The 18,725-nt window shown below is 46.8% G+C and carries 16 protein-coding genes; 12 read left to right on the forward strand and 4 right to left on the reverse strand.

All coding sequences use genetic code 11. The features are described 5' to 3' along the window. The first annotated feature begins 212 nt into the window (after positions 1–212). On the forward strand, positions 213–1,109 hold the full coding sequence (locus RO21_RS02625) for a homocysteine S-methyltransferase family protein (RefSeq protein WP_047976250.1): 897 nt from the start codon (positions 213–215) through the stop codon (positions 1,107–1,109). A 19-nt stretch (positions 1,110–1,128) separates the two neighbouring features. Further along, positions 1,129–2,544 carry a basic amino acid/polyamine antiporter gene (locus RO21_RS02630; protein ID WP_047976251.1) on the forward strand — a complete coding sequence of 472 codons (1,416 nt, stop codon included), beginning with the start codon at positions 1,129–1,131 and terminating at the stop codon, positions 2,542–2,544. A gap of 60 nt (positions 2,545–2,604) precedes the next feature. On the opposite strand, the gene RO21_RS02635 is transcribed toward RO21_RS02630, so the two are convergent. After that, positions 2,605–3,942 (reverse strand): esterase-like activity of phytase family protein, encoded by a 1,338-nt coding sequence (locus tag RO21_RS02635; RefSeq protein ID WP_047976252.1) that lies wholly within the window; start codon positions 3,940–3,942, stop codon positions 2,605–2,607. Between the two features lie 163 nt (positions 3,943–4,105). Between RO21_RS02635 and rpoZ the strand changes: the two genes are divergently transcribed. From rpoZ to recG, 3 genes are all read left to right on the forward strand, one after another. Then, entirely contained in the window at positions 4,106–4,387 is a 282-nt protein-coding gene (gene rpoZ, locus RO21_RS02640) for a DNA-directed RNA polymerase subunit omega (RefSeq protein WP_047976253.1), read from the forward strand. A 110-nt stretch (positions 4,388–4,497) separates the two neighbouring features. Then, positions 4,498–6,606: a bifunctional GTP diphosphokinase/guanosine-3',5'-bis pyrophosphate 3'-pyrophosphohydrolase gene (gene spoT / locus RO21_RS02645; protein WP_047976254.1), complete on the forward strand. Its 2,109-nt coding sequence runs from the start codon at positions 4,498–4,500 to the stop codon at positions 6,604–6,606. Between the two features lie 35 nt (positions 6,607–6,641). After that, positions 6,642–8,723, forward strand: a complete 2,082-nt coding sequence (gene recG, locus RO21_RS02650; RefSeq protein ID WP_047976255.1) for an ATP-dependent DNA helicase RecG — start codon at positions 6,642–6,644, stop codon at positions 8,721–8,723. 189 nt (positions 8,724–8,912) lie between these two features. On the opposite strand, the gene ung is transcribed toward recG, so the two are convergent. After that, positions 8,913–9,581 carry a uracil-DNA glycosylase gene (gene ung / locus RO21_RS02655; RefSeq protein WP_047976256.1) on the reverse strand — a complete coding sequence of 223 codons (669 nt, stop codon included), beginning with the start codon at positions 9,579–9,581 and terminating at the stop codon, positions 8,913–8,915. Between the two features lie 191 nt (positions 9,582–9,772). Here ung and grcA point away from each other — a divergent pair, with 191 nt between their 5' ends. Beyond that, on the forward strand, positions 9,773–10,156 hold the full coding sequence (gene grcA / locus RO21_RS02660) for an autonomous glycyl radical cofactor GrcA (RefSeq protein ID WP_047976257.1): 384 nt from the start codon (positions 9,773–9,775) through the stop codon (positions 10,154–10,156). 94 nt (positions 10,157–10,250) lie between these two features. Here grcA and dsbB read toward each other — a convergent pair whose 3' ends face one another. Further along, positions 10,251–10,784, reverse strand: a complete 534-nt coding sequence (dsbB, locus tag RO21_RS02665; RefSeq protein ID WP_047976258.1) for a disulfide bond formation protein DsbB — start codon at positions 10,782–10,784, stop codon at positions 10,251–10,253. Between the two features lie 13 nt (positions 10,785–10,797). Continuing rightward, positions 10,798–12,342, reverse strand: coding sequence for a sodium/proton antiporter NhaB (nhaB, locus tag RO21_RS02670; protein WP_047976259.1), 1,545 nt, complete (start codon positions 12,340–12,342; stop codon positions 10,798–10,800). A gap of 161 nt (positions 12,343–12,503) precedes the next feature. Between nhaB and fadR the strand changes: the two genes are divergently transcribed. The 6 genes from fadR (at position 12,504) to murE (ending at position 18,724) form a co-directional block, all read left to right on the forward strand. Further along, entirely contained in the window at positions 12,504–13,226 is a 723-nt protein-coding gene (gene fadR, locus RO21_RS02675; RefSeq protein WP_047976260.1) for a fatty acid metabolism transcriptional regulator FadR, read from the forward strand. A gap of 221 nt (positions 13,227–13,447) precedes the next feature. Beyond that, the gene (gene mraZ / locus RO21_RS02680) at positions 13,448–13,906 is read left to right on the forward strand and encodes a division/cell wall cluster transcriptional repressor MraZ (RefSeq protein WP_047976261.1); all 459 of its coding nucleotides are present in this window, start codon (positions 13,448–13,450) and stop codon (positions 13,904–13,906) included. 12 nt (positions 13,907–13,918) lie between these two features. After that, entirely contained in the window at positions 13,919–14,860 is a 942-nt protein-coding gene (rsmH, locus tag RO21_RS02685; RefSeq protein WP_047976262.1) for a 16S rRNA (cytosine(1402)-N(4))-methyltransferase RsmH, read from the forward strand. Further along, positions 14,860–15,171 (forward strand): cell division protein FtsL, encoded by a 312-nt coding sequence (ftsL, locus tag RO21_RS02690; protein ID WP_047976263.1) that lies wholly within the window; start codon positions 14,860–14,862, stop codon positions 15,169–15,171. The genes rsmH and ftsL overlap by 1 nt, the downstream gene beginning before the upstream one ends. Then, positions 15,168–17,225, forward strand: coding sequence for a penicillin-binding transpeptidase domain-containing protein (locus RO21_RS02695; protein WP_047976264.1), 2,058 nt, complete (start codon positions 15,168–15,170; stop codon positions 17,223–17,225). The genes ftsL and RO21_RS02695 overlap by 4 nt, the downstream gene beginning before the upstream one ends. Beyond that, positions 17,222–18,724, forward strand: a complete 1,503-nt coding sequence (gene murE / locus RO21_RS02700) for a UDP-N-acetylmuramoyl-L-alanyl-D-glutamate--2,6-diaminopimelate ligase (protein WP_047976265.1) — start codon at positions 17,222–17,224, stop codon at positions 18,722–18,724. The genes RO21_RS02695 and murE overlap by 4 nt, the downstream gene beginning before the upstream one ends. The last annotated feature ends 1 nt before the right edge of the window (position 18,725 follow it).

Here is an 18,725-nt window from a genome sequence, read left to right on the forward strand (position 1 = left end):
GTTGCACAAAGTTGTTTTTTGTTCACTTGTAGGGACACACTGCGTGTGTCCGGATTTTAACCTATTGAAATAATTTGATTTTTATAAAGGACACACGTAGTGTGTCCCTACATTCTGTTAAAATGGCTATTTTTGTGCATTCACTACATAATAGGGCTTAATTTGACCGCGTTTTTGCGGTCTTTTTTTACTTTTTGTTTGAGAACACAACGATGATCACTATCCTTGACGGTGGAATGAGCCGTGAATTAATGCGGCTGAATGCACCTTTTCGCCAGCCTGAATGGTCGGCATTGGCACTTTATGAGCAACCTGAGGCGGTTCAGCAGGTACACGAAGATTTTATTCTGAACGGGGCAAACATTATTACTACCAACAGCTATGCGCTTGTTCCCTTCCATATCGGCGAACAGCGGTTTAAAACCGATAGCCGTACCCTCGCAGATTTAGCGGGGAAGCTGGCGCGCAATGCGGTGAAAAAGGCGAACGTTGCGGGTGTCAAAATTGCCGGCTCGATCCCGCCGTTATTTGGTTCTTACCGTCCCGATTTGTTTCAAGCCACACGGGTGAATGAGATTGCATTACCGCTTATTAAAGGGCTTTCGCCTTATGTGGATATTTGGCTATGCGAAACCCAAAGTAGCATCATTGAACCACAGTCGATCAAGCCGTTACTACCGGATAACCGTCCGCTCTGGGTCTCATTTACCTTACAAGATGACGAACCCTCTGCACAACCTTGTTTACGCTCGGGGGAAACGGTGCAGCAAGCGGTCGAAAAGATGATTGAATTAGCGGTTGGGGCAATTTTATTTAATTGTTGTCAGCCCGAAGTGATTGCATCAGCACTTCAGATCACCCGCCAAACCCTTATTCAACATAATGCAGAACATATCCAAATCGGTGCTTACGCCAATGCTTTTGCACCGCAGCCGAAAAATGCGACCGCAAATGACGGCTTAGACGAGGTGCGGGCCGATCTCGATCCGCCTGCCTACTATCAATGGGCAAAAACGTGGCAACAGGCAGGGGCTACAATTATCGGCGGTTGCTGTGGTATCGGCACAGAACATATCCGCTATTTGTCCGAACATTTAAACAATCACTAAACTAAAATAGGGGAACAGGATGCCTCACAAAAAAATCGGGTTAATTTCGCTCACGGCTTTAGTGCTAAGCTCAATGATTGGTTCAGGCATTTTCAGCTTGCCGCAAAATATGGCGGAAGTTGCCGGCGCGGAAGCACTTATGATCGGTTGGGCAATCACCGGCGTCGGTATCATTTTCTTAGGGCTTTGTTTTTTCTTTATTTCCCGCTTACGCCCCGATTTAGACGGCGGCATTTATACCTATGCCCGTGAAGGTTTTGGCGAGCTAATGGGCTTTATGTCGGCTTGGGGATATTGGCTATGTGCGACCATCGGCATTGTCGGCTATTTAGTGGTGGCGTTTGAAGGTATTGGAACTTTTACCGATCGCCCCGATCGGATTATTTTCGGGCAAGGCAATACGGTGGCGGCGTTTATCGGCACTTCCGCTATCCTTTGGTTAGTGCATATTCTAATTGCTAAGGGCGTAAAAGAAGCGGCAACAGTCAATCTTATCGCCACTTTTGTGAAAGTATTTCCGTTGATCTTGTTTATCGGCTTGGCAATTTGGGCATTTTCACCGGATACTTTCAACCAAGATACGCAAGCGTTGCAATTAAATAGCCCCATCACCGATCAAGTAAAAAATACAATGCTGATTACCCTATGGGTGTTTACCGGCGTTGAAGGCGCTTCCGTGCTGTCAGCCCACGCTCAAAAACGCTCGGATGTCGGCATCGCAACGGTATTAGGCATTATCATTGCCTTAGCATTATATATTGCGATTACGGTGCTTTCCTTAGGGATTTTACCCCGCGAAACGATTGCCGCAATGTCTAATCCCTCTATGGCAGGGTTATTGGCGTATATCATCGGTTCATCGGGAAAAATCATCATTACCTGTTGCTTAATTGTATCGGTATTAGCCTCTTATATCAGTTGGACAATGTATGCCGCCGAAGTGCCTTATCGTGGGGCGAAAAACGGCGCGTTTCCTAAAATCTTAGATAAACGCAATGCCAATGGTACACCAATTAACGCCCTATGGTTTACCGGATTTATTGTTCAACTGTGCCTAATACTGGTATTACTAACCGGCAAAAGCTACAACGCACTGTTGCTCATTTCAACCTCAATGATTTTAGTGCCTTACCTTTTAATCGGCGCTTACCTGTTAAAGTTAGCCGTTCAACAAAACAGCAAATGGTACATTAAATTAACCGGATTTATCGCCACACTATACGGGCTTTGGATTCTATATGCCGCAGGTTTGGATTACCTGCTGCTCTCCGTATTACTCTATGTGCCGGGCATTGCATTATTCCTGTATTCACGTTATCAATCTCAAGGTAAAAAGTTGAATCTAAGCCGCAGTGAAAAAATGATACTGGTGATTATCGGCATTTTATTTATGGGGGCAGTCTATAACGGATTTACTTCGGTAACTTGGGCATAATCCGGCAAAATACCGACCGCTAAATCAGCAAGCGGTCGGTTCTCCCCCATTTTTTGCAAATTATTTTAAAAACTCGCCGACATTCAATAATATCAATTCGTTATCATCAACGGTGTTCGGCTCTCGGCTGGCGGAGAAAGGCAGGTTATTATCGTTGCCGACAATAATATGATTTTCATCGACGATATCCACATTTTCAATAGTAAAGAAAGGGAAAACAAACCGCCCGTTCACTAGGGGGTTGCGGGCAATCTTGTTGGGATCGGCGATGTCCATTAAATCAATGTAAGCGACTTTTTCGGCAATGCCGTTGTCTGCCAAGCGGATTTTGTAGATACGCTTAAATTTTGCCGATTGATCGAAACAGTGGGTTTTATCATCGCTTAGGCAAGGGTAGGCGGTTGTGCCTTCAAGGTTATCCCGTTCAATCACCAGTCCGTATTGTGCGTTGATCATATTGAAATCGCCGATGGCGTGGAGATTGGATTCCAAAGGGTATTGCCAGCTTTTGCCCGTGTAGGCTTTTCGGTCGAGATCGAATTCTAGAATGCGTAAGTAATGCTTACCTTTCACGTTTTCATATTGCTGTTTTTCGTTGTCCCATAATGCACCTTCGAGCATTGGGTAGAGCGTTGAACCGTATTTTGCCATTCCTTCAAAGCCTTTTGAACGTTTGACTTGAAAGTCCGGCAAGGGTTTGTCGGGCGAGGACGGTAGCGTGAGCGCCGGATTATCGGGAGAACGTAGCGGGTGGCTGTCGAGCAGCGTGTCATAAATGGCGACAATATTGCCCGTTTGATCGGCTTCAAGCAGATAAGGCCCAAATTCTTCGCCAATCCAAAAATGGTCGTTGTGGATCTGAATACTTTCAGGGTCGAAGTCCGCTCCGGTTAAATAACGGGTAGCAGTATTTTCATTCTGGATCGGAAACGGGACGATTTTATGCGGATCTTGCAAAAATACCGTGCGTAGCCGCTCAAGATTACCCTTTTCCCAATTAATGCGGTATTGATTGATAAATAAAGCACTGTCGGCAGAGTTTTTCTTGGTGCCGAAGCCGTTATCGGTCAGCAGCCAAACTGTGCCGTCCGGCATCACTTTGATACCGGAATGCCCTTGTACCGCTTGATTTTCAAAAGGCAATTTAAGATTGGTTTGGCGAAATTGTCCGGATTTAGCCGATTGACTGTAAGGCGTATCAAGCCGCTTACCCGGCTGGGTGAATTTACCGCTGAGGTTAAAATGCTCGCCCGCCTCTTTTGGGGTGGCAATAAAGGTTTGTGCCTGCAAAATAGCGTAGCCGGCAAGTTGAGCCTCAAATTTTTGTGGAGCGGCAATTGCGGTAAGGCTAAATAAAACCGCAGTGTTGATGAATGTGAATAGTTTGGCGTATGTCATTTGATGTCCTTTTGCAATGGTGGGGATAGGCAGAGTATAAAAATAATTTTTGACAATTAAATGACAGCGATAAAATACGGCAGATGAATTGTATCCGGTTAATAAGTTCGGTATAATACCCGATCTTTTACATTCCCAAATTTTGCAACATTCGGAGTAGATAATGGCTCGTGTTACCGTACAAGACGCAGTAGAGAAAATTGGCAACCGTTTTGATTTAATTTTAACCGCAGCACGCCGTGCAAGACAATTACAGCTTCACACTCGTGAACCGCTTGTACCGGAAGAAGACGATAAACCGACCGTGATTGCATTGCGTGAGATCGAGGAAGGCTTGATTAATAATCAAATTATGGATCAGCAAGAAAATATTGAAGCGCTTAAGCAAGAAGTGGCAGAACGAGAAGCGATTTCCTTCCTTGCGGACGTTCAAGCAAAAGCCTAGTTGTCGCCATTGCAGAAATGGGCAGTGGATAATGCAAACGTCTTCACGTTGTATTTCCCACTGCCCATTTTGTATCTAGGGGATTGAGATCAGATTATTCGGGGTGAGGTATGGAGATTTTTGACAGTCTAAATCAGATTATTCAACGCTATTTGCCGCAAGCGCAAATCCAAATGGTGAAGCGGGCGTATGAGGTTGCCAAACAGGCGCACGAAGGGCAGTTTCGCTCCAGCGGCGAGCCGTATATTACGCATCCGGTGGCGGTAGCGGGCATTATTGCCGAAATGAAACTCGACCACGAGGCAATAATGGCGGCGTTGTTGCACGATGTGATTGAAGATACCCCCTATACTGAAGAGCAGTTGGCAGCGGAATTTGGCGTGAGTACCGCCGAAATCGTGCAAGGCGTATCCAAGTTAGACAAACTGAAATTCCGTACCCGTCAAGAAGCGCAGGTGGAAAATTTCCGCAAAATGATTTTGGCGATGACCAAAGATGTGCGGGTGGTCTTGATTAAGTTGGCAGACCGCACCCACAATATGCGCACCCTTGGGGCGTTGCGCCCGGATAAACGCCGCCGGATCGCCAAAGAGACCCTCGAAATCTACACTCCCCTTGCCCACCGCTTAGGTATTGAACATATTAAAAATGAGTTGGAAGATCTCTGCTTGGAGGCAATGTATCCTTACCGCTATTGTGTGATTAAAAAAGCGATTGAAACCGCCCGTGGCACACATCAAGAGATGATCGCCCGTATCAGCCGCGATATTCAAACCCGACTGCAAGAAGTGGGAATTAAAGCCCGCCTTTACGGCAAGGAACGTCCGCTCTATTATCTTTATGAAAATATGCGTAAAAAAGAGCAGCGTTTTAACTCAATTTTAGATATTTACTCGTTTCGGGTGGTGGTGGAGTCGCTGGACAATTGCTACCGAGTGTTAGGGCAAATGCACGCTCTCTATAAGCCACGCCCTTTCCAAGTGAAAGATTATATTGCCGTGCCGAAAACCAACGGTTATCAATCACTGCATACTTCAATGATTGGCCCGAAAGGTGTGCCGGTCGATGTATTAATTCGCACCGAAGAAATGGATCAACAGGCTCGGCTCGGTGTGGCGGCACACTGGGGTTATCAGGGGCAGGAAAGTACCAGCGTGCAGCTACGAGTGCATCAATGGCTCAAAAGCATTGTGGAAATGCAGCAGAGTGCGGGCAATTCCGCTGAATTTATTGAGAACGTCAAATCCGATCTCTTTTCCAGCGATATTTATGTTTTTACCCCGAAAGGTCGGATTGTTCAACTGCCTGCCAATGCGACGGCGGTGGACTTTGCCTACGCGTTGCATACCGACATTGGCGATCGCTGCATTGGTGCAATGGTGGATCGCTCGCCTTATCCGTTGTCCGAGCCGCTGCAATCGGGGCAAACGATTGAAATTCTCACTGCCGACACTGTATGCCTCAATGCGTTATGGCTTAATTTTGTGGTAACTGCCAAAGCCCGCTCAAGTATTCGGAATACCTTAAAACGCCAGCAACGCAGCGATGCGATTGCCCTTGGTCGCCGTCAGCTACTATTATCGCTCCAGTTGCAAACTTTCGACACGATCGACCCGCTTGTGATTGATAAACTGCTGAAAGAGCTGAAATTGACAAGTTTTGACGATCTGTTAGCAGAAATCGGCTTGGGTAATCAGATCAGCGGTGTGGTTGCCCACTACCTAAGCGGGCAAGCAATGGAAGTGGATATGCCGACCACAGAGGGCGTTCGCCCGCTAGCGATTGGCGGCGGAAAAGGCGGCTTGATTTGCTTTGCCCAGTGTTGTTTGCCGGTACCGGGTGATGACATTATCGCCCATATCAATTCAGGCAAAGGCTTGACGATTCATAATGTGATGTGCCGTAATGTGAAGGATTATATCAGCGATAAACGCCACTATACGCCGGTTAATTGGGATCTTGCTCAAGATCAACAGGCGGAATTTGAAGCGGAAATTTGCGTGGATATTTTAAATCGACAAGGCGTGTTGGCGGATATTACCGGCACAATCGCCAAATTAAACAGCAATATTTTGAGTATTCAAAGCCAAGCGAGAGAAGGCGGCGTATACCAAGTTTTATTGCGGGTGGCGGTGCAAAGTAAAGCTCATCTGGACGATATTTTGGCGAAGATCAGCCACTTACCCGGTACGGTGCAAGCGGTGCGTTCGCCCCTTTAATTTGCAAAAGTTTTAATTCTGACGGTGTGGCTAAAATGGTGCAACAGTTATTAGACGGCGTGCCGCTTACGGCATTATCAGGGGTTGGGGCGGCAATTTCGGAAAAACTTAGCCGTATCGGCATCAATAACGTGCAGGATTTACTGTTCCATTTGCCGATCCGCTATGAAGATCGCACCCGCATCACGCCGATCGCCGATTTACGCCCCGAGTCTTATGCAACCATTGAGGGTATTGTACAACTGACCGAAGTGCAGTTCGGCAAACGCCCGATTTTATCGACTACCTTGTCGGACGGCACGAGCAAAATTAATCTCAAATTCTTCAATTTTAATGCCGGAATGAAAAACAGCCTTGCTGCAGGGACAAGGGTGAAAGCCTTTGGTGAGATTAAACGAGGGCGTTATATGGCGGAAATTCACCACCCCGAATATCAAATTATTCGCGGCAACCAACCGCTTGTATTGGCAGAAACCCTTACCCCGATTTATTCCACAACCGAAGGTCTAAAGCAGGCGGCGCTGCGCAAATTGACCGATCAAGCCTTGGCGCTATTGGATAAAGTTCAAGTTGCCGAACTATTACCCGATGAATTTAATCCCCACCGATATAGTCTCAAACAGGCACTGCAACTGTTACACCGCCCGCCACCGAGTATTTCCTCCGCACAATTAGAGCAAGGCGAGCATCCGGCACAAAAACGGCTGATTTTTGAGGAATTATTGGCGCATAATTTGGCAATGCAGCAAATCCGTATCGGCGTGCAACAACATTTTGCCGAGCCGTTGCAATATCAAACGGAGCTTAAAACCCGCTTTCTCGCCACGCTACCGTTTCAGCCGACCAATGCACAGCGTAGAGTGGTGGCGGAGATAGAGCAGGATCTTGCCCGCGCCCACCCGATGATGCGTTTGGTACAGGGCGATGTCGGATCGGGAAAGACCCTAGTGGCAGCCCTTGCCGCATTATTGGCGATTGATAACGGCAAGCAGGTAGCACTAATGGCACCCACCGAAATTCTTGCCGAGCAGCACGCCCATAATTTTGCCAACTGGCTGCAACCTTTCGGGATTGAAGTGGGCTGGCTGGCAGGTAAAGTGAAAGGGAAAGCACGTAAAGCCCAGTTAGAAGCAATCCAAAGCGGTAGCGTGCAAATGATCATCGGCACACACGCCTTGTTTCAAGATCAGGTTGAATTTCACCATTTGGCATTAGTGATTATTGACGAACAGCACCGTTTCGGCGTGCATCAACGGCTAACCTTACGGGAAAAGGGCGCAAAGGACGATGTTTATCCCCATCAACTGATTATGACCGCCACCCCGATTCCTCGCACACTGGCGATGACCGTATATGCGGATTTGGACACCTCCATTATTGATGAATTACCGCCGGGGCGTACACCGATTACAACCGTGGCGATTTCGGAAGATCGGCGGGCGGAAATTGTTCAGCGGGTTTACCACGCCTGTAAGCAGGAAAAGCGTCAAGCCTATTGGGTTTGTACCTTGATTGACGAGTCAGAAGTACTGGAAGCACAAGCAGCAGCGGCTACGGCAGAAGATTTGCAACGGGCATTGCCGGATTTACGCATAGGCTTAGTGCACGGGCGAATGAAACCCCAAGAAAAACAAACGATTATGGCGGAATTTAAACAGGGCAATCTTGATTTGCTGGTGGCAACCACCGTGATTGAGGTTGGGGTTGATGTGCCGAATGCCAGTTTGATGATCATTGAAAATTCCGAGCGACTAGGCTTGGCACAGCTTCACCAACTGCGTGGACGTGTCGGGCGGGGCGCAACCGCTTCCCACTGTGTTTTGATGTATAAAGCGCCGCTCGGCAAAATTTCCGGCAAACGTTTGCAAGTGTTAAGAGATAGCCAAGACGGCTTTGTGATTGCCGAAAAAGATCTTGAAATTCGAGGCACGGGCGAAATTCTTGGCACAAAACAAACGGGAATGGCGGAGTTTAAGATTGCCAATCTGATGCGTGATCGCAAGATGATCCCCTTAGTGCAGACCTACGCCAAACGGCTGATTTTAGAACAACCTGATACGGCGGAAAAACTTATCCGCCGCTGGCTCGACCAAAAAACCGAATACAGCAACGCCTAGCAAGCGGTTAGATCCGTTTGAGATTAAGAAAATTGCGGTAGTAGATCAAACAGCTATTCTAATAGCTGTATAGGGACGCTATGCAGCGTTCGTTTAAGTACATTGAATTGCTGATATGGCATTCCCCATATTTGTGTCAAAGCGGCAGCATTTTGCAGAAAATGGCGCAAAACTTACCGCTTGTAATGGCTAAAGGGTGAGCGGTAATTGCCAGTTGATTTCGCTAAGCCCTTGTGAACGAAGATAGTCGTTGACCTTGGAAAAGTGGCGACAACCGAAAAAACCTCGATGAGCGGAGAGCGGCGATGGGTGAGATGCCGTGAGTACGCAGTGGCGGTGGCGGTCGATAAATTGCCCTTTTTTCTGGGCGTGGCTTCCCCATAGCAAGAACACCAGTTTTTCCCGATGTTGATTGAGTTGGTGAATAACCTTGTCGGTAAAGGTTTCCCAGCCGATATTGGCGTGGGAGTGTGCTTTGCCCTGTTCAACGGTTAATACGGTGTTGAGCATTAGCACGCCTTGTTTTGCCCAGTCGATCAAATAGCCGTGTTGCGGTATCTGAAAATTCACATCTTGGGCTAACTCTTTATACATATTGAGCAGCGAGGGCGGCGGTGCAATACCGGGCTTGACCGAGAAAGATAAGCCGTGGGCTTGGTTAGGGCCGTGGTAGGGATCTTGCCCGAGTATGACGACTTTCACCTGTTCAAATTCAGTCAGCGCAAAGGCACTAAACACTTCATTTTGAGGTGGGTAAACGGTTTTACCTGTGCACCGTTCATTATGCACATAATGGAGAATTTGCTGGAAATAAGGTTGGGCTTTTTCATCGCCGATGGCTTCTGTCCACGTTTTCATCGTCTTACCTGTTAATAGATTGTTGGGGGTTGAAATAGGGTTGTTAAAATTCGTTTGTTTTTTGCTCGTTTACTTAATTTTTCTAAAAAATGCTCAAAAATCTCTCGCATTTTATCCGTTTCAGGTTAGAATACTCAAATATTTTTGAAAATTTCAACTTTTTTAATATTTAACCCTACTAGGAGCTTAAAATGATCAAAGGCGTACAAATCACCGAGTCTGCAAACAAAAACTTGTTAAATTCTTTCTGGCTGTTAGATGAAGAAAAAAACGAAGCCCGTTGCTTAGCGGCAAAAGGTGATTTCCAAGAAGACCAAATTATCGCAATCAGCGAGTTAGGTCAAATCGCTTATCGTGAAGTACCGGTAAATGTTGCGCCGACTATTAAGGTTGAGGGCGGTCAGCACTTAAACGTGAATGTATTACGCCGTGAAACCTTAGAAGATGCGGTGAAAAATCCGGAAAAATACCCGCAATTAACAATCCGTGTATCAGGTTATGCGGTGCGTTTTAACTCTTTAACACCGGAACAACAACGTGATGTTATCACCCGTACTTTCACTGAAAGCCTATAATTTCAGTGCCTGCGTTTAGCAGGATAATGGTTAAAGTTGAACGACCGTTTGCATTGCAAGCGGTCGTTTTACGATGGTTTTTTGCAAAACCCGCTTAATGAAAAAGATCCCGCTGTCTGCGTGTGCGTTTAAACTGGCTAAGCGTAATCAGCACAAATATCACCAAATAAACGGCAAAAATAGCAATCAGCCACTGTGGCATTGAAAGCCCCCAAAATTGCCAACTGATTTTGCCACAATCACCGGTTGCTTCAAACACATAGGGAAACCATTTATGCAACGGTAGCGTATCGGGAAAATCCACAAAAGGCGAGCATTGATTCCAAGGGGCAGGGTGAAGCTGATAATTCGTATGTTTGAGGGCAAGCAACAGCCCTTTGATTGCACCGTATAGCCCTAATGCCAAGGCTGCACAGCGTACTAAAGTGATTTTTGGGGCGAGTATGCCCAGTATGCCGGCGGCTAGAATAGCAAAGAGTGCCAGCCGTTCGTAAATGCACATTACGCAAGGCTTAAGCCCCATTCCGTGCTGAAAATATAAGGCGGTAGCTTCTAACGCACAGCAACTTATGGTGAGCAGAAACCACGCCTTGCGGCTTAATGAGAGATCTTTAAAATAAGCAAACATACGAATCCTTGAATTAACGAGTGATTAACCAACCCCATTCTGTCATTAAGGTGGTCAGACCCGGCAATAACACTTCCAATGCGAAGAAGCCGACCAATGACAGTACAAGGGTGTATGGTAATGCCATATAGACCATTCGTCCATAGGATAAACGAATTAAAGGTGCGATCGCAGAGGTCAGCAGGAATAAGAAAGCGGCTTGCCCGTTAGGTGTGGCAACAGACGGCAGGTTAGTACCGGTATTGATTGCGACGGCGACTAAATCGAATCGCTCACGCCCGATAACACCTGCTTCAAGGGCGGTTTTCGCCTCATTGATATAGACTGTGCCGACAAACACGTTATCGGAGATCATTGACAGTAAACCGTTAAAGATATAGAACAGTGCCAGCTGCGAGCTTTCTTGGGCGGAAAGTACATATTGAATAATCGGGTCAAATAATTTGAGATCGACAATTACGGCAACGATCGAGAAAAAGACGACCAATAAAGCGGTGAACGGCAGTGATTCTTGGAAGGCTTTGCCGAGGGAATGTTCATCGGTTACACCGCAGAAAGCGGTTACAAAAATAATCACAGAAAGCCCGATTAAGCCGACATCGGCAAGGTGTAAGGCTAAACCGATAACCAACCATACGCCTGCAATAGCTTGAAAGACCAGTTTTAGGCGATCCTGTTTGGTCATCTCTTGCTCTTTACGTTGATTGTATTGCGCTAATACCACCCAAACTTTGCGTGGCAAGCGGTCGCCGTAGCCGAAAAGTTTGTATTTTTCCAAAAAATAGCAGGTTAATGCGCCGCTGATTAACACCAGCACGCTGATTGGTGCAACACGCAGGAAAAATTCCCCGAAGCCCCAGCCGGATTGGTTGGCAATGATTAAATTTTGCGGCTCGCCGACCATTGTCATTACTCCACCTAAGGCACTGCCTACGCCGGCGTGCATCAACAGGCTGCGCAGAAAGCCTCGAAACTGTTCAAGAATTTGTTTATTGTTGATGAGTTGGTCATCGTGGCAGGATTCATCCCCTTCTTCTTCAAATCCGCCGCCGGAGGCGACTTTGTGATACACTTTATAAAAGCCCATTCCGACACTGATAATCACGGCAATCACAGTGAGTGCATCAAGGAAAGCGGAGAGAAAGGCGGCACTAAGGCAAAAGGCGAGGGAGAGGATTTTTTTCGAGTGAATGGCGACTAAGAGTTTTGTAAAGATATAAAGTAGCAAGCGTTTCATAAAGTAGATACCTGCCACCATAAACATCAGCAACAGGATAACTTCAAAATTTGCCATTATTTCGTGCTTGATGTGATCGGCTTTAGTCATACCGATGACAAGTGCCTCAATTGCCAGCAAACCTCCGGGCTGTAACGGGTAGCATTTGAGCGCCATTGCTAAGGTAAAGATGAACTCCGCAACCAACGCCCAGCCGGCAATAAACGGGCTAATAAAAAAGTAGAGTAACGGGTTGATGATAAGAAAGGCAAGAATACTGATTTTGTACCACTCCGGTGCTTTCCCCAGAAAATTTTTAAAGATTGCATCAAGGTTATTCATAGTTTTATTCAATTTAAGTATAGATTTTGTTGATTGTAATCTTTTTTAGATTAAACGATAATAGCGAAGCGAGTAGATAATTTGATTTTTGATAACTAGGTCACATTTTTTATTTCACAAATGGAGTGTTTTTTCACCATTACCCCATCGGAAGCGAATCAATGGATACATCTGAGCTACTAAAAGCACAAAGTCCGGCTGCATTGGCAGAGGAATATATTGTTAAAAGCATTTGGAATCATCATTTTCCGGCAGGATCGGACTTACCGGCAGAACGTGAATTAGCCGATATTATCGGTGTAACACGCACGACCTTGCGTGAGGTGCTGCAGCGTTTGGCGCGTGATGGTTGGCTGAATATCCAACACGGTAAACCTACGAGGGTAAATAACGTGTGGGAAACTGCCGGCCCGAATATTATCGGCACTTTGATTAAGCTCGATCGCTCAATTACACCGATGATTATCTCCAATGTGGTGTCCCTGCGTACCCGAATGGGAGAATATTATATTCCCGAAGCTATCCGGCTTAACCCCGAAGCAGCCTATGAGGCATTTCAGGATTTAGACGATCTAGCGGACGATGCCTGTTCATTTGCCCGTTTCGATTATAAGCTCTATCACCAATTTACCTTTATTGCAGATAAGCCTGTTTACGGTTTAATTTTAAACAGCTTCCAAGAACTGTATCATAAAGTGGCGGAGCTAGTATTTAATAGCACAGAGTTTCGCCAAACCACCTTAGCGTTCTATCGCCATTTAAAACAGGCTTGTCGTGTGAAAGACAGCCGAAAGGCGAGCGATTATATTGCAATGCACCGCCAAGCAAGCACGGTATTATGGGCGGAAGTGCTTAAACAACTACCGGAAAATTTTGGCGAGTAAATCACCGAATACGGTTTTCTAGATCCCACTGTTAATAGTAGTGGGATTTTCTTTTTTATTGTTCCTCTTTCCTTGTTACCAACCAAAATAACGGAATAAAACCTTGCCCAGTCAGTGCTTAATGTATAAAATTCCATTTGTGTGGGAAAAAGTGGGTATTTGTGGGAACTTTTTCAGTGTCTATCAATCAGTAAATTACTGAAAGTCGAAAGGGCAAGGTTATGTTTCGGGGAGCCAGTGCGATCAGCTTAGACAGCAAAGGGCGTTTTGCGATCCCAACCCGCTATCGTGCCGGCTTGTTAGAACAGCACCAAGGGAGCTTGGTGTGTACGGTGGATATCCGCCAGCCTTGCCTACTGCTTTACCCTCTGCACGAATGGGAAGTTGTCGAACAAAAACTGTTGGCACTTTCTAATTTTGACCCGATGCAACGCCGTATTCAGCGGGTAATGCAAGGCTTTGCGACCGAATGTGAAATGGACAATGCCGGACGTATCTTGCTTAGCCCGACATTACGCCAGCACGCTCAACTTGAACACAGTATTATGTTTGTCGGGCAGCTCAATAAATTTGAAATTTGGCAAGAAAAACAATGGCAAATACAGATTGCCGAAGATCTTGCCTTGGGCAGTTCGGCGGAAATGCTCGACTGCGATGCACTAAAAAATCTCTCGTTATAATTGGAACATCAAATGAATCACACTTCAGCGCAGCATATTACCGTCTTATTGCACGAGGCCGTTGCAGGCTTGGCTATCAAGCCGGAGGGGATTTATATTGATGGCACATTTGGGCGAGGCGGTCATTCCCGTTTGATTTTAAGCCAATTATCACCGCAAGGGCGCTTGATTGCGATTGACCGTGATCCTCGTGCGATTGCCGAAGCAAAAACCATTCAAGATCCTCGTTTTCGCATTATCCACAGTGCATTTTCGGCATTGCCGGACATCTGCCAGTCCCTTGATTTAGTCGGCAAAATAGACGGTGTTTTGCTTGATCTGGGCGTCTCTTCCCCTCAGCTTGACGAAGCCGAGCGGGGGTTTAGCTTTATGCGGGACGGGCCGTTGGATATGCGAATGGATACCACCAAAGGCTTATCGGCAATGGAGTGGCTGGCGCAAGTGTCGGTCGAGGATCTGGCTTGGGTGTTAAAAACATTTGGCGAAGAACGGTTTGCAAAACGCATTGCGCAAGCGGTCGTTTCCTACAATCAATTTGCAAATGAAAAAATTTCACGCACTTTGCAATTAGCCGAGATTATTGCGGCAGCCGTGCCGTTTAAAGATAAGCATAAGCATCCGGCGACCCGTTCGTTCCAAGCTATCCGCATTTTTATCAACAGTGAGTTGGACGAATTGGAAAAGGCTTTGCAATCGGCATTATCCGTATTAGCACCGCAAGGGCGTTTGTCGATCATTAGCTTCCATTCCCTTGAAGACAGAATGGTTAAACAGTTTATGCGCAAGCACAGCAAAGGCGAGGCAGTACCGAAAGGGTTGCCGATTTTAGAGAGTGAATTAACCAAAAATATTCCGCTGAAAACGATCGGCAAAGCGGTGATGCCGAGCGAGGTAGAAATTGCGGCAAATCCCCGCTCACGCAGTGCGGTGTTACGGATTGCGGAGAAACGCTAATGGCACAAACACGTTATCCGCTGCGCCAAGTGATTTTGGACGATTTAACCAGCCACAACAAAGTGGCACTGTTTTTACTGTTAGGAGTCATTGCTAGTGCCGTGGCAACCATTTGGATCACCCACCAAACCCGGTTATTGACCGCAGAGCAAGGGAAATTGGTGCAGACTAATCAAAAGCTAGAGCATCAATATGTGCATTTGCAGTTAGAGGAAAATTCCAGAAGCCAAAAATCCCGTGTAGAAGCGGTGGCGGAAAAATTTGGTTTACAGCCGATTAAGAAAGAGCAAGAAGTAATTTTAGTAGAATGAGTAAATCCGTTAAGTTTAACAAGCCTAAAGCGCCAAAGCAGCCCGAATCGGTAGCAACGCTCAAAAATGAGCCGAGTTTTTTGCCGATTCGGTTTGTCGTTGTTGCGTTATTGATTCTCGCAATGGCGGTGGCGTTGGCGGCACAAAGTGTCTATTTACAGGTAACGGATGCCGAGCGGCTAATTAAAGAAGCGAATAACCGCTCTTTGCGTACTCAAACCCTCAATTTTACACGGGGCAAAATTTTGGATCGCCACGGGCGAGTGCTCTCTATCAGTGTGCCGATGTACTCGATTACGCTCGATCCAAAGGAATATTTCGACAGCAAATTAAAACGCAGCAAAGCACAGTGGCGTAATTTAGCAATGGAAATGAATGTGTCTGCTGGCAAAATTGAGTCGAAAGTCGAAAATTTTATTAAGCAAAAAGCGGTAAAAGGCAGTAAAAAATACGATCCCCGTGCAATTTTTAATATTCAAAGCGATGATTATTGGCAGTTACTTGCCCGTGCGACCGAGCTGGATTATCACACATTGATCGAAAAAGTACGCAATAATCCGCAGTCGGCTTTTATGCGTGTTGAAAATGAAACGATCCGCCTTGAGCGTGAAAAAATGCAAGAGCTGGCTAAGAGTGTCAATCAAAAATATAAATCCTTGATGGATAAACTCTACCAAGCTTCCGAACAGCGTTTTATTTACATTTCCCGCCACGAATCCGAAGCCATCGCCGACTATGCGAAAGCCTTAAATATCGGCGGTTTGGTGCTGAAAATGGAGTTCCGCCGTTTCTATCCGATGGCGGAAGAAGTTTCCCAACTGATAGGCTTTACCGATGTGGACGACAAACAAGGTACGGAAGGGCTGGAACGCAGTTTTGACGGCTTGTTGATCGGCAAAAACGGCAAACAGGTTATCCGTAAAGATGCCCGTGGCAATATGATTGAGCAGGTACGCAATGAACAGCAGTACGACCCGCAAGATGTGGTGTTAAGTATTGACGAAGAATTGCAATCAATGGTGTATCGAGAGATTAAAAAAGCGGTGCTGGAAAATAAGGCGGAATCCGGCTCAGCGGTGTTGGTCGATATTCAAACGGGGGAGATTTTAGCAATGGCGAATGCGCCCTCGTTTAACCCGAATAACCGTAGTGAATTTAAGTCCGAATTGGCGCGCAACCGTGTGATTACCGATACCTTTGAACCCGGTTCAACGGTAAAACCGTTGGTGGTCTTAACCGCATTGCAAAACAAAGTAACCTACCTTTCCGAAGTGATTAATACCCGACCTTTCGTGGTAAACGGGCATACGATCCGTGATGTTGCGCCAAGGGAAAGCCTGACACTGACCGGTATTTTGCAAAAATCCAGTAACGTGGGCGTGAGCCGATTAGCGTTAAGAATGCCTTCTACGGCATTGGTGGACACCTACTCAAAAGTCGGTTTTGGCAAAGATACGGGCTTAGGGCTCGGCGAGCAAAAAGGCTCGAACGGCGATCGCAAACGCTGGGCGGATATTGAACGTGCTACCCTGTCTTATGGCTACGGTTTGAGCGTTACCCCGCTCCAATTAGTGCGGGCTTATGCCACTCTCGGCAGTTTCGGCATTTATCGCCCGTTATCGATCACTAAAGTCGATCCACCGGTGATTGGCGAGCGAGTACTGCCGGAAAAAATTACCCGTGAAGTTGTGCATATGATGGAAAGTGTCGCCCAAAAAGGCGAGGGCGGACAGCGGGCAGCAGTGGACGGTTTTCGTGTTGCTGTCAAAACCGGGACGGCCCGTAAGCTCGAAAAGGGCAAATATGTGGAAAAATATATTGCTTACACGGCGGGTATTGCTCCGGCGTCCGATCCGCGTTTTGCCTTAGTGGTCTTGATTAACGAGCCGAAAGCGGGTGCTTACTACGGCGGTGCGATCTCCGCCCCGTTATTTTCAAGCATTATGGGCTACACCCTGAAAGCCCGTAATCTCAAGCCGGACAATGTCAGCGAAGCGGAGAGAAACGCCATCCGCCAACTTAAACCGAACCATTTTCAAGAGGAACAGCAATGAAGCGTTTACTGCCCTTTTTTCCAGCATTGTCTGATTGGACAAGCCTTTCTCCTTTACGCCAAATGACCCTCGACAGCCGCCAAGTGCAATCGGGGGATTTATTTGTGGCACTCAAGGGGCATCAATTAGACGGTCGCCAATTTATTCCGGCTGCATTGGCACAAGGGGCGGGATTGATTTTAGCGGAAGCAGACGAAGCACAACAAGCGGTTAGTTTAGACGAAAAATTTGCAAATCCGGTGGAAAATCCAACCGCTTGTGTGTTGAATGTGCCGAACTTGGCACAGCGTTTATCTGCAATTGCCGGTGCATTTTACGGTGAACCCTCACAAAAATTGACCTTAGTCGGCATTACCGGCACCAATGGCAAAACCACAACGGCGCAACTACTTGCCCAGTGGCAAAATTTACTCGGCGGGAAAGCCGCAGTAATGGGGACGATCGGCAACGGGCTTTTCGGGCAGGTAAAAGAAGCGGTCAATACCACCGGATCGGCGGTAGAAATTCAACGCAACTTGGCGGATTTTGTGGCTCAAGGCGCTGATTTTTGTGCAATGGAAGTGTCATCACACGGCTTAGCCCAATACCGTGCCGAAGCTTTAGCCTTTGATTTGGCGGTATTCACCAATTTAAGCCGCGATCACTTAGATTATCATCACACAATGGCGGAATATGCGCAGGCAAAATACCGTTTATTTGGTGAATTGGCAAGTAAGTATCAGGTGATTAATGCCGATGATGAGATTGGGCGTGAATGGCTGGCTGCCTTGCCTCAGGCGGTGGCTGTGAGCATTGAAAAAGATCGCCCACTAAATCAAGCTCGCTGGTTACAAGCGAAAAACATTGCTTATACATTACAAGGGGCGAGGATTGAGTTTGAATCTAGCTGGGGTGGTGGCACGATTGAGAGCCGTCTAATCGGCGCATTCAATGTGAGCAATCTCTTAACTGCATTGGCTGGGCTGCTTGCTTTAGGCCACGATTTAGTCAAATTGATTGAAACCGCTCCACAACTCACGGGCGTTTGCGGGCGAATGGAAGCGGTAACGGGCGAGAACGGCGAAGCGCCGATGGTGATTGTCGATTACGCCCATACACCGGATGCCCTCGAAAAAGCCTTAGCCGCGGCACGTTTGCATTGTGAGGGCGAGCTTTGGTGCGTATTTGGCTGTGGCGGTGATCGAGATAGCGGTAAGCGTCCACTAATGGCGTCTATCGCAGAACAGTGGGCGGATAAGGTGATTGTTACGGATGATAATCCCCGCACCGAAGATCCGGACGTGATTTTTGCCGATATTATGCAAGGCTTTAAGAAACCGAAAGCAGTGCAGACAATGCACATTCGCCAATATGCGATTGAACAAGCCATTGCTCAAGCTGACCCGAAAGATGTCGTATTGATTGCCGGTAAAGGACACGAAGATTACCAGATTATCGGCACGAAAAAATACCCGTTTTCTGATCAACAATGGGCGAGAGAGTATTTGAACAGACAATAAG

This window comes from Muribacter muris, from assembly GCF_001038205.1.
GTDB lineage: Bacteria > Pseudomonadota > Gammaproteobacteria > Enterobacterales > Pasteurellaceae > Muribacter > Muribacter muris.

Coding starts and splice junctions, on each gene's coding strand:
- RO21_RS02625 (WP_047976250.1), top strand. CDS start 213: ATGATCACTATCCTTGACGGTGGAATGAGCCGTGAATTAATGCGGCTG.
- RO21_RS02630 (WP_047976251.1), top strand. CDS start 1,129: ATGCCTCACAAAAAAATCGGGTTAATTTCGCTCACGGCTTTAGTGCTA.
- RO21_RS02635 (WP_047976252.1), bottom strand. CDS start 3,942: ATGACATACGCCAAACTATTCACATTCATCAACACTGCGGTTTTATTT.
- rpoZ (WP_047976253.1), top strand. CDS start 4,106: ATGGCTCGTGTTACCGTACAAGACGCAGTAGAGAAAATTGGCAACCGT.
- spoT (WP_047976254.1), top strand. CDS start 4,498: ATGGAGATTTTTGACAGTCTAAATCAGATTATTCAACGCTATTTGCCG.
- recG (WP_047976255.1), top strand. CDS start 6,642: ATGGTGCAACAGTTATTAGACGGCGTGCCGCTTACGGCATTATCAGGG.
- ung (WP_047976256.1), bottom strand. CDS start 9,581: ATGAAAACGTGGACAGAAGCCATCGGCGATGAAAAAGCCCAACCTTAT.
- grcA (WP_047976257.1), top strand. CDS start 9,773: ATGATCAAAGGCGTACAAATCACCGAGTCTGCAAACAAAAACTTGTTA.
- dsbB (WP_047976258.1), bottom strand. CDS start 10,784: ATGTTTGCTTATTTTAAAGATCTCTCATTAAGCCGCAAGGCGTGGTTT.
- nhaB (WP_047976259.1), bottom strand. CDS start 12,342: ATGAATAACCTTGATGCAATCTTTAAAAATTTTCTGGGGAAAGCACCG.
- fadR (WP_047976260.1), top strand. CDS start 12,504: ATGGATACATCTGAGCTACTAAAAGCACAAAGTCCGGCTGCATTGGCA.
- mraZ (WP_047976261.1), top strand. CDS start 13,448: ATGTTTCGGGGAGCCAGTGCGATCAGCTTAGACAGCAAAGGGCGTTTT.
- rsmH (WP_047976262.1), top strand. CDS start 13,919: ATGAATCACACTTCAGCGCAGCATATTACCGTCTTATTGCACGAGGCC.
- ftsL (WP_047976263.1), top strand. CDS start 14,860: ATGGCACAAACACGTTATCCGCTGCGCCAAGTGATTTTGGACGATTTA.
- RO21_RS02695 (WP_047976264.1), top strand. CDS start 15,168: ATGAGTAAATCCGTTAAGTTTAACAAGCCTAAAGCGCCAAAGCAGCCC.
- murE (WP_047976265.1), top strand. CDS start 17,222: ATGAAGCGTTTACTGCCCTTTTTTCCAGCATTGTCTGATTGGACAAGC.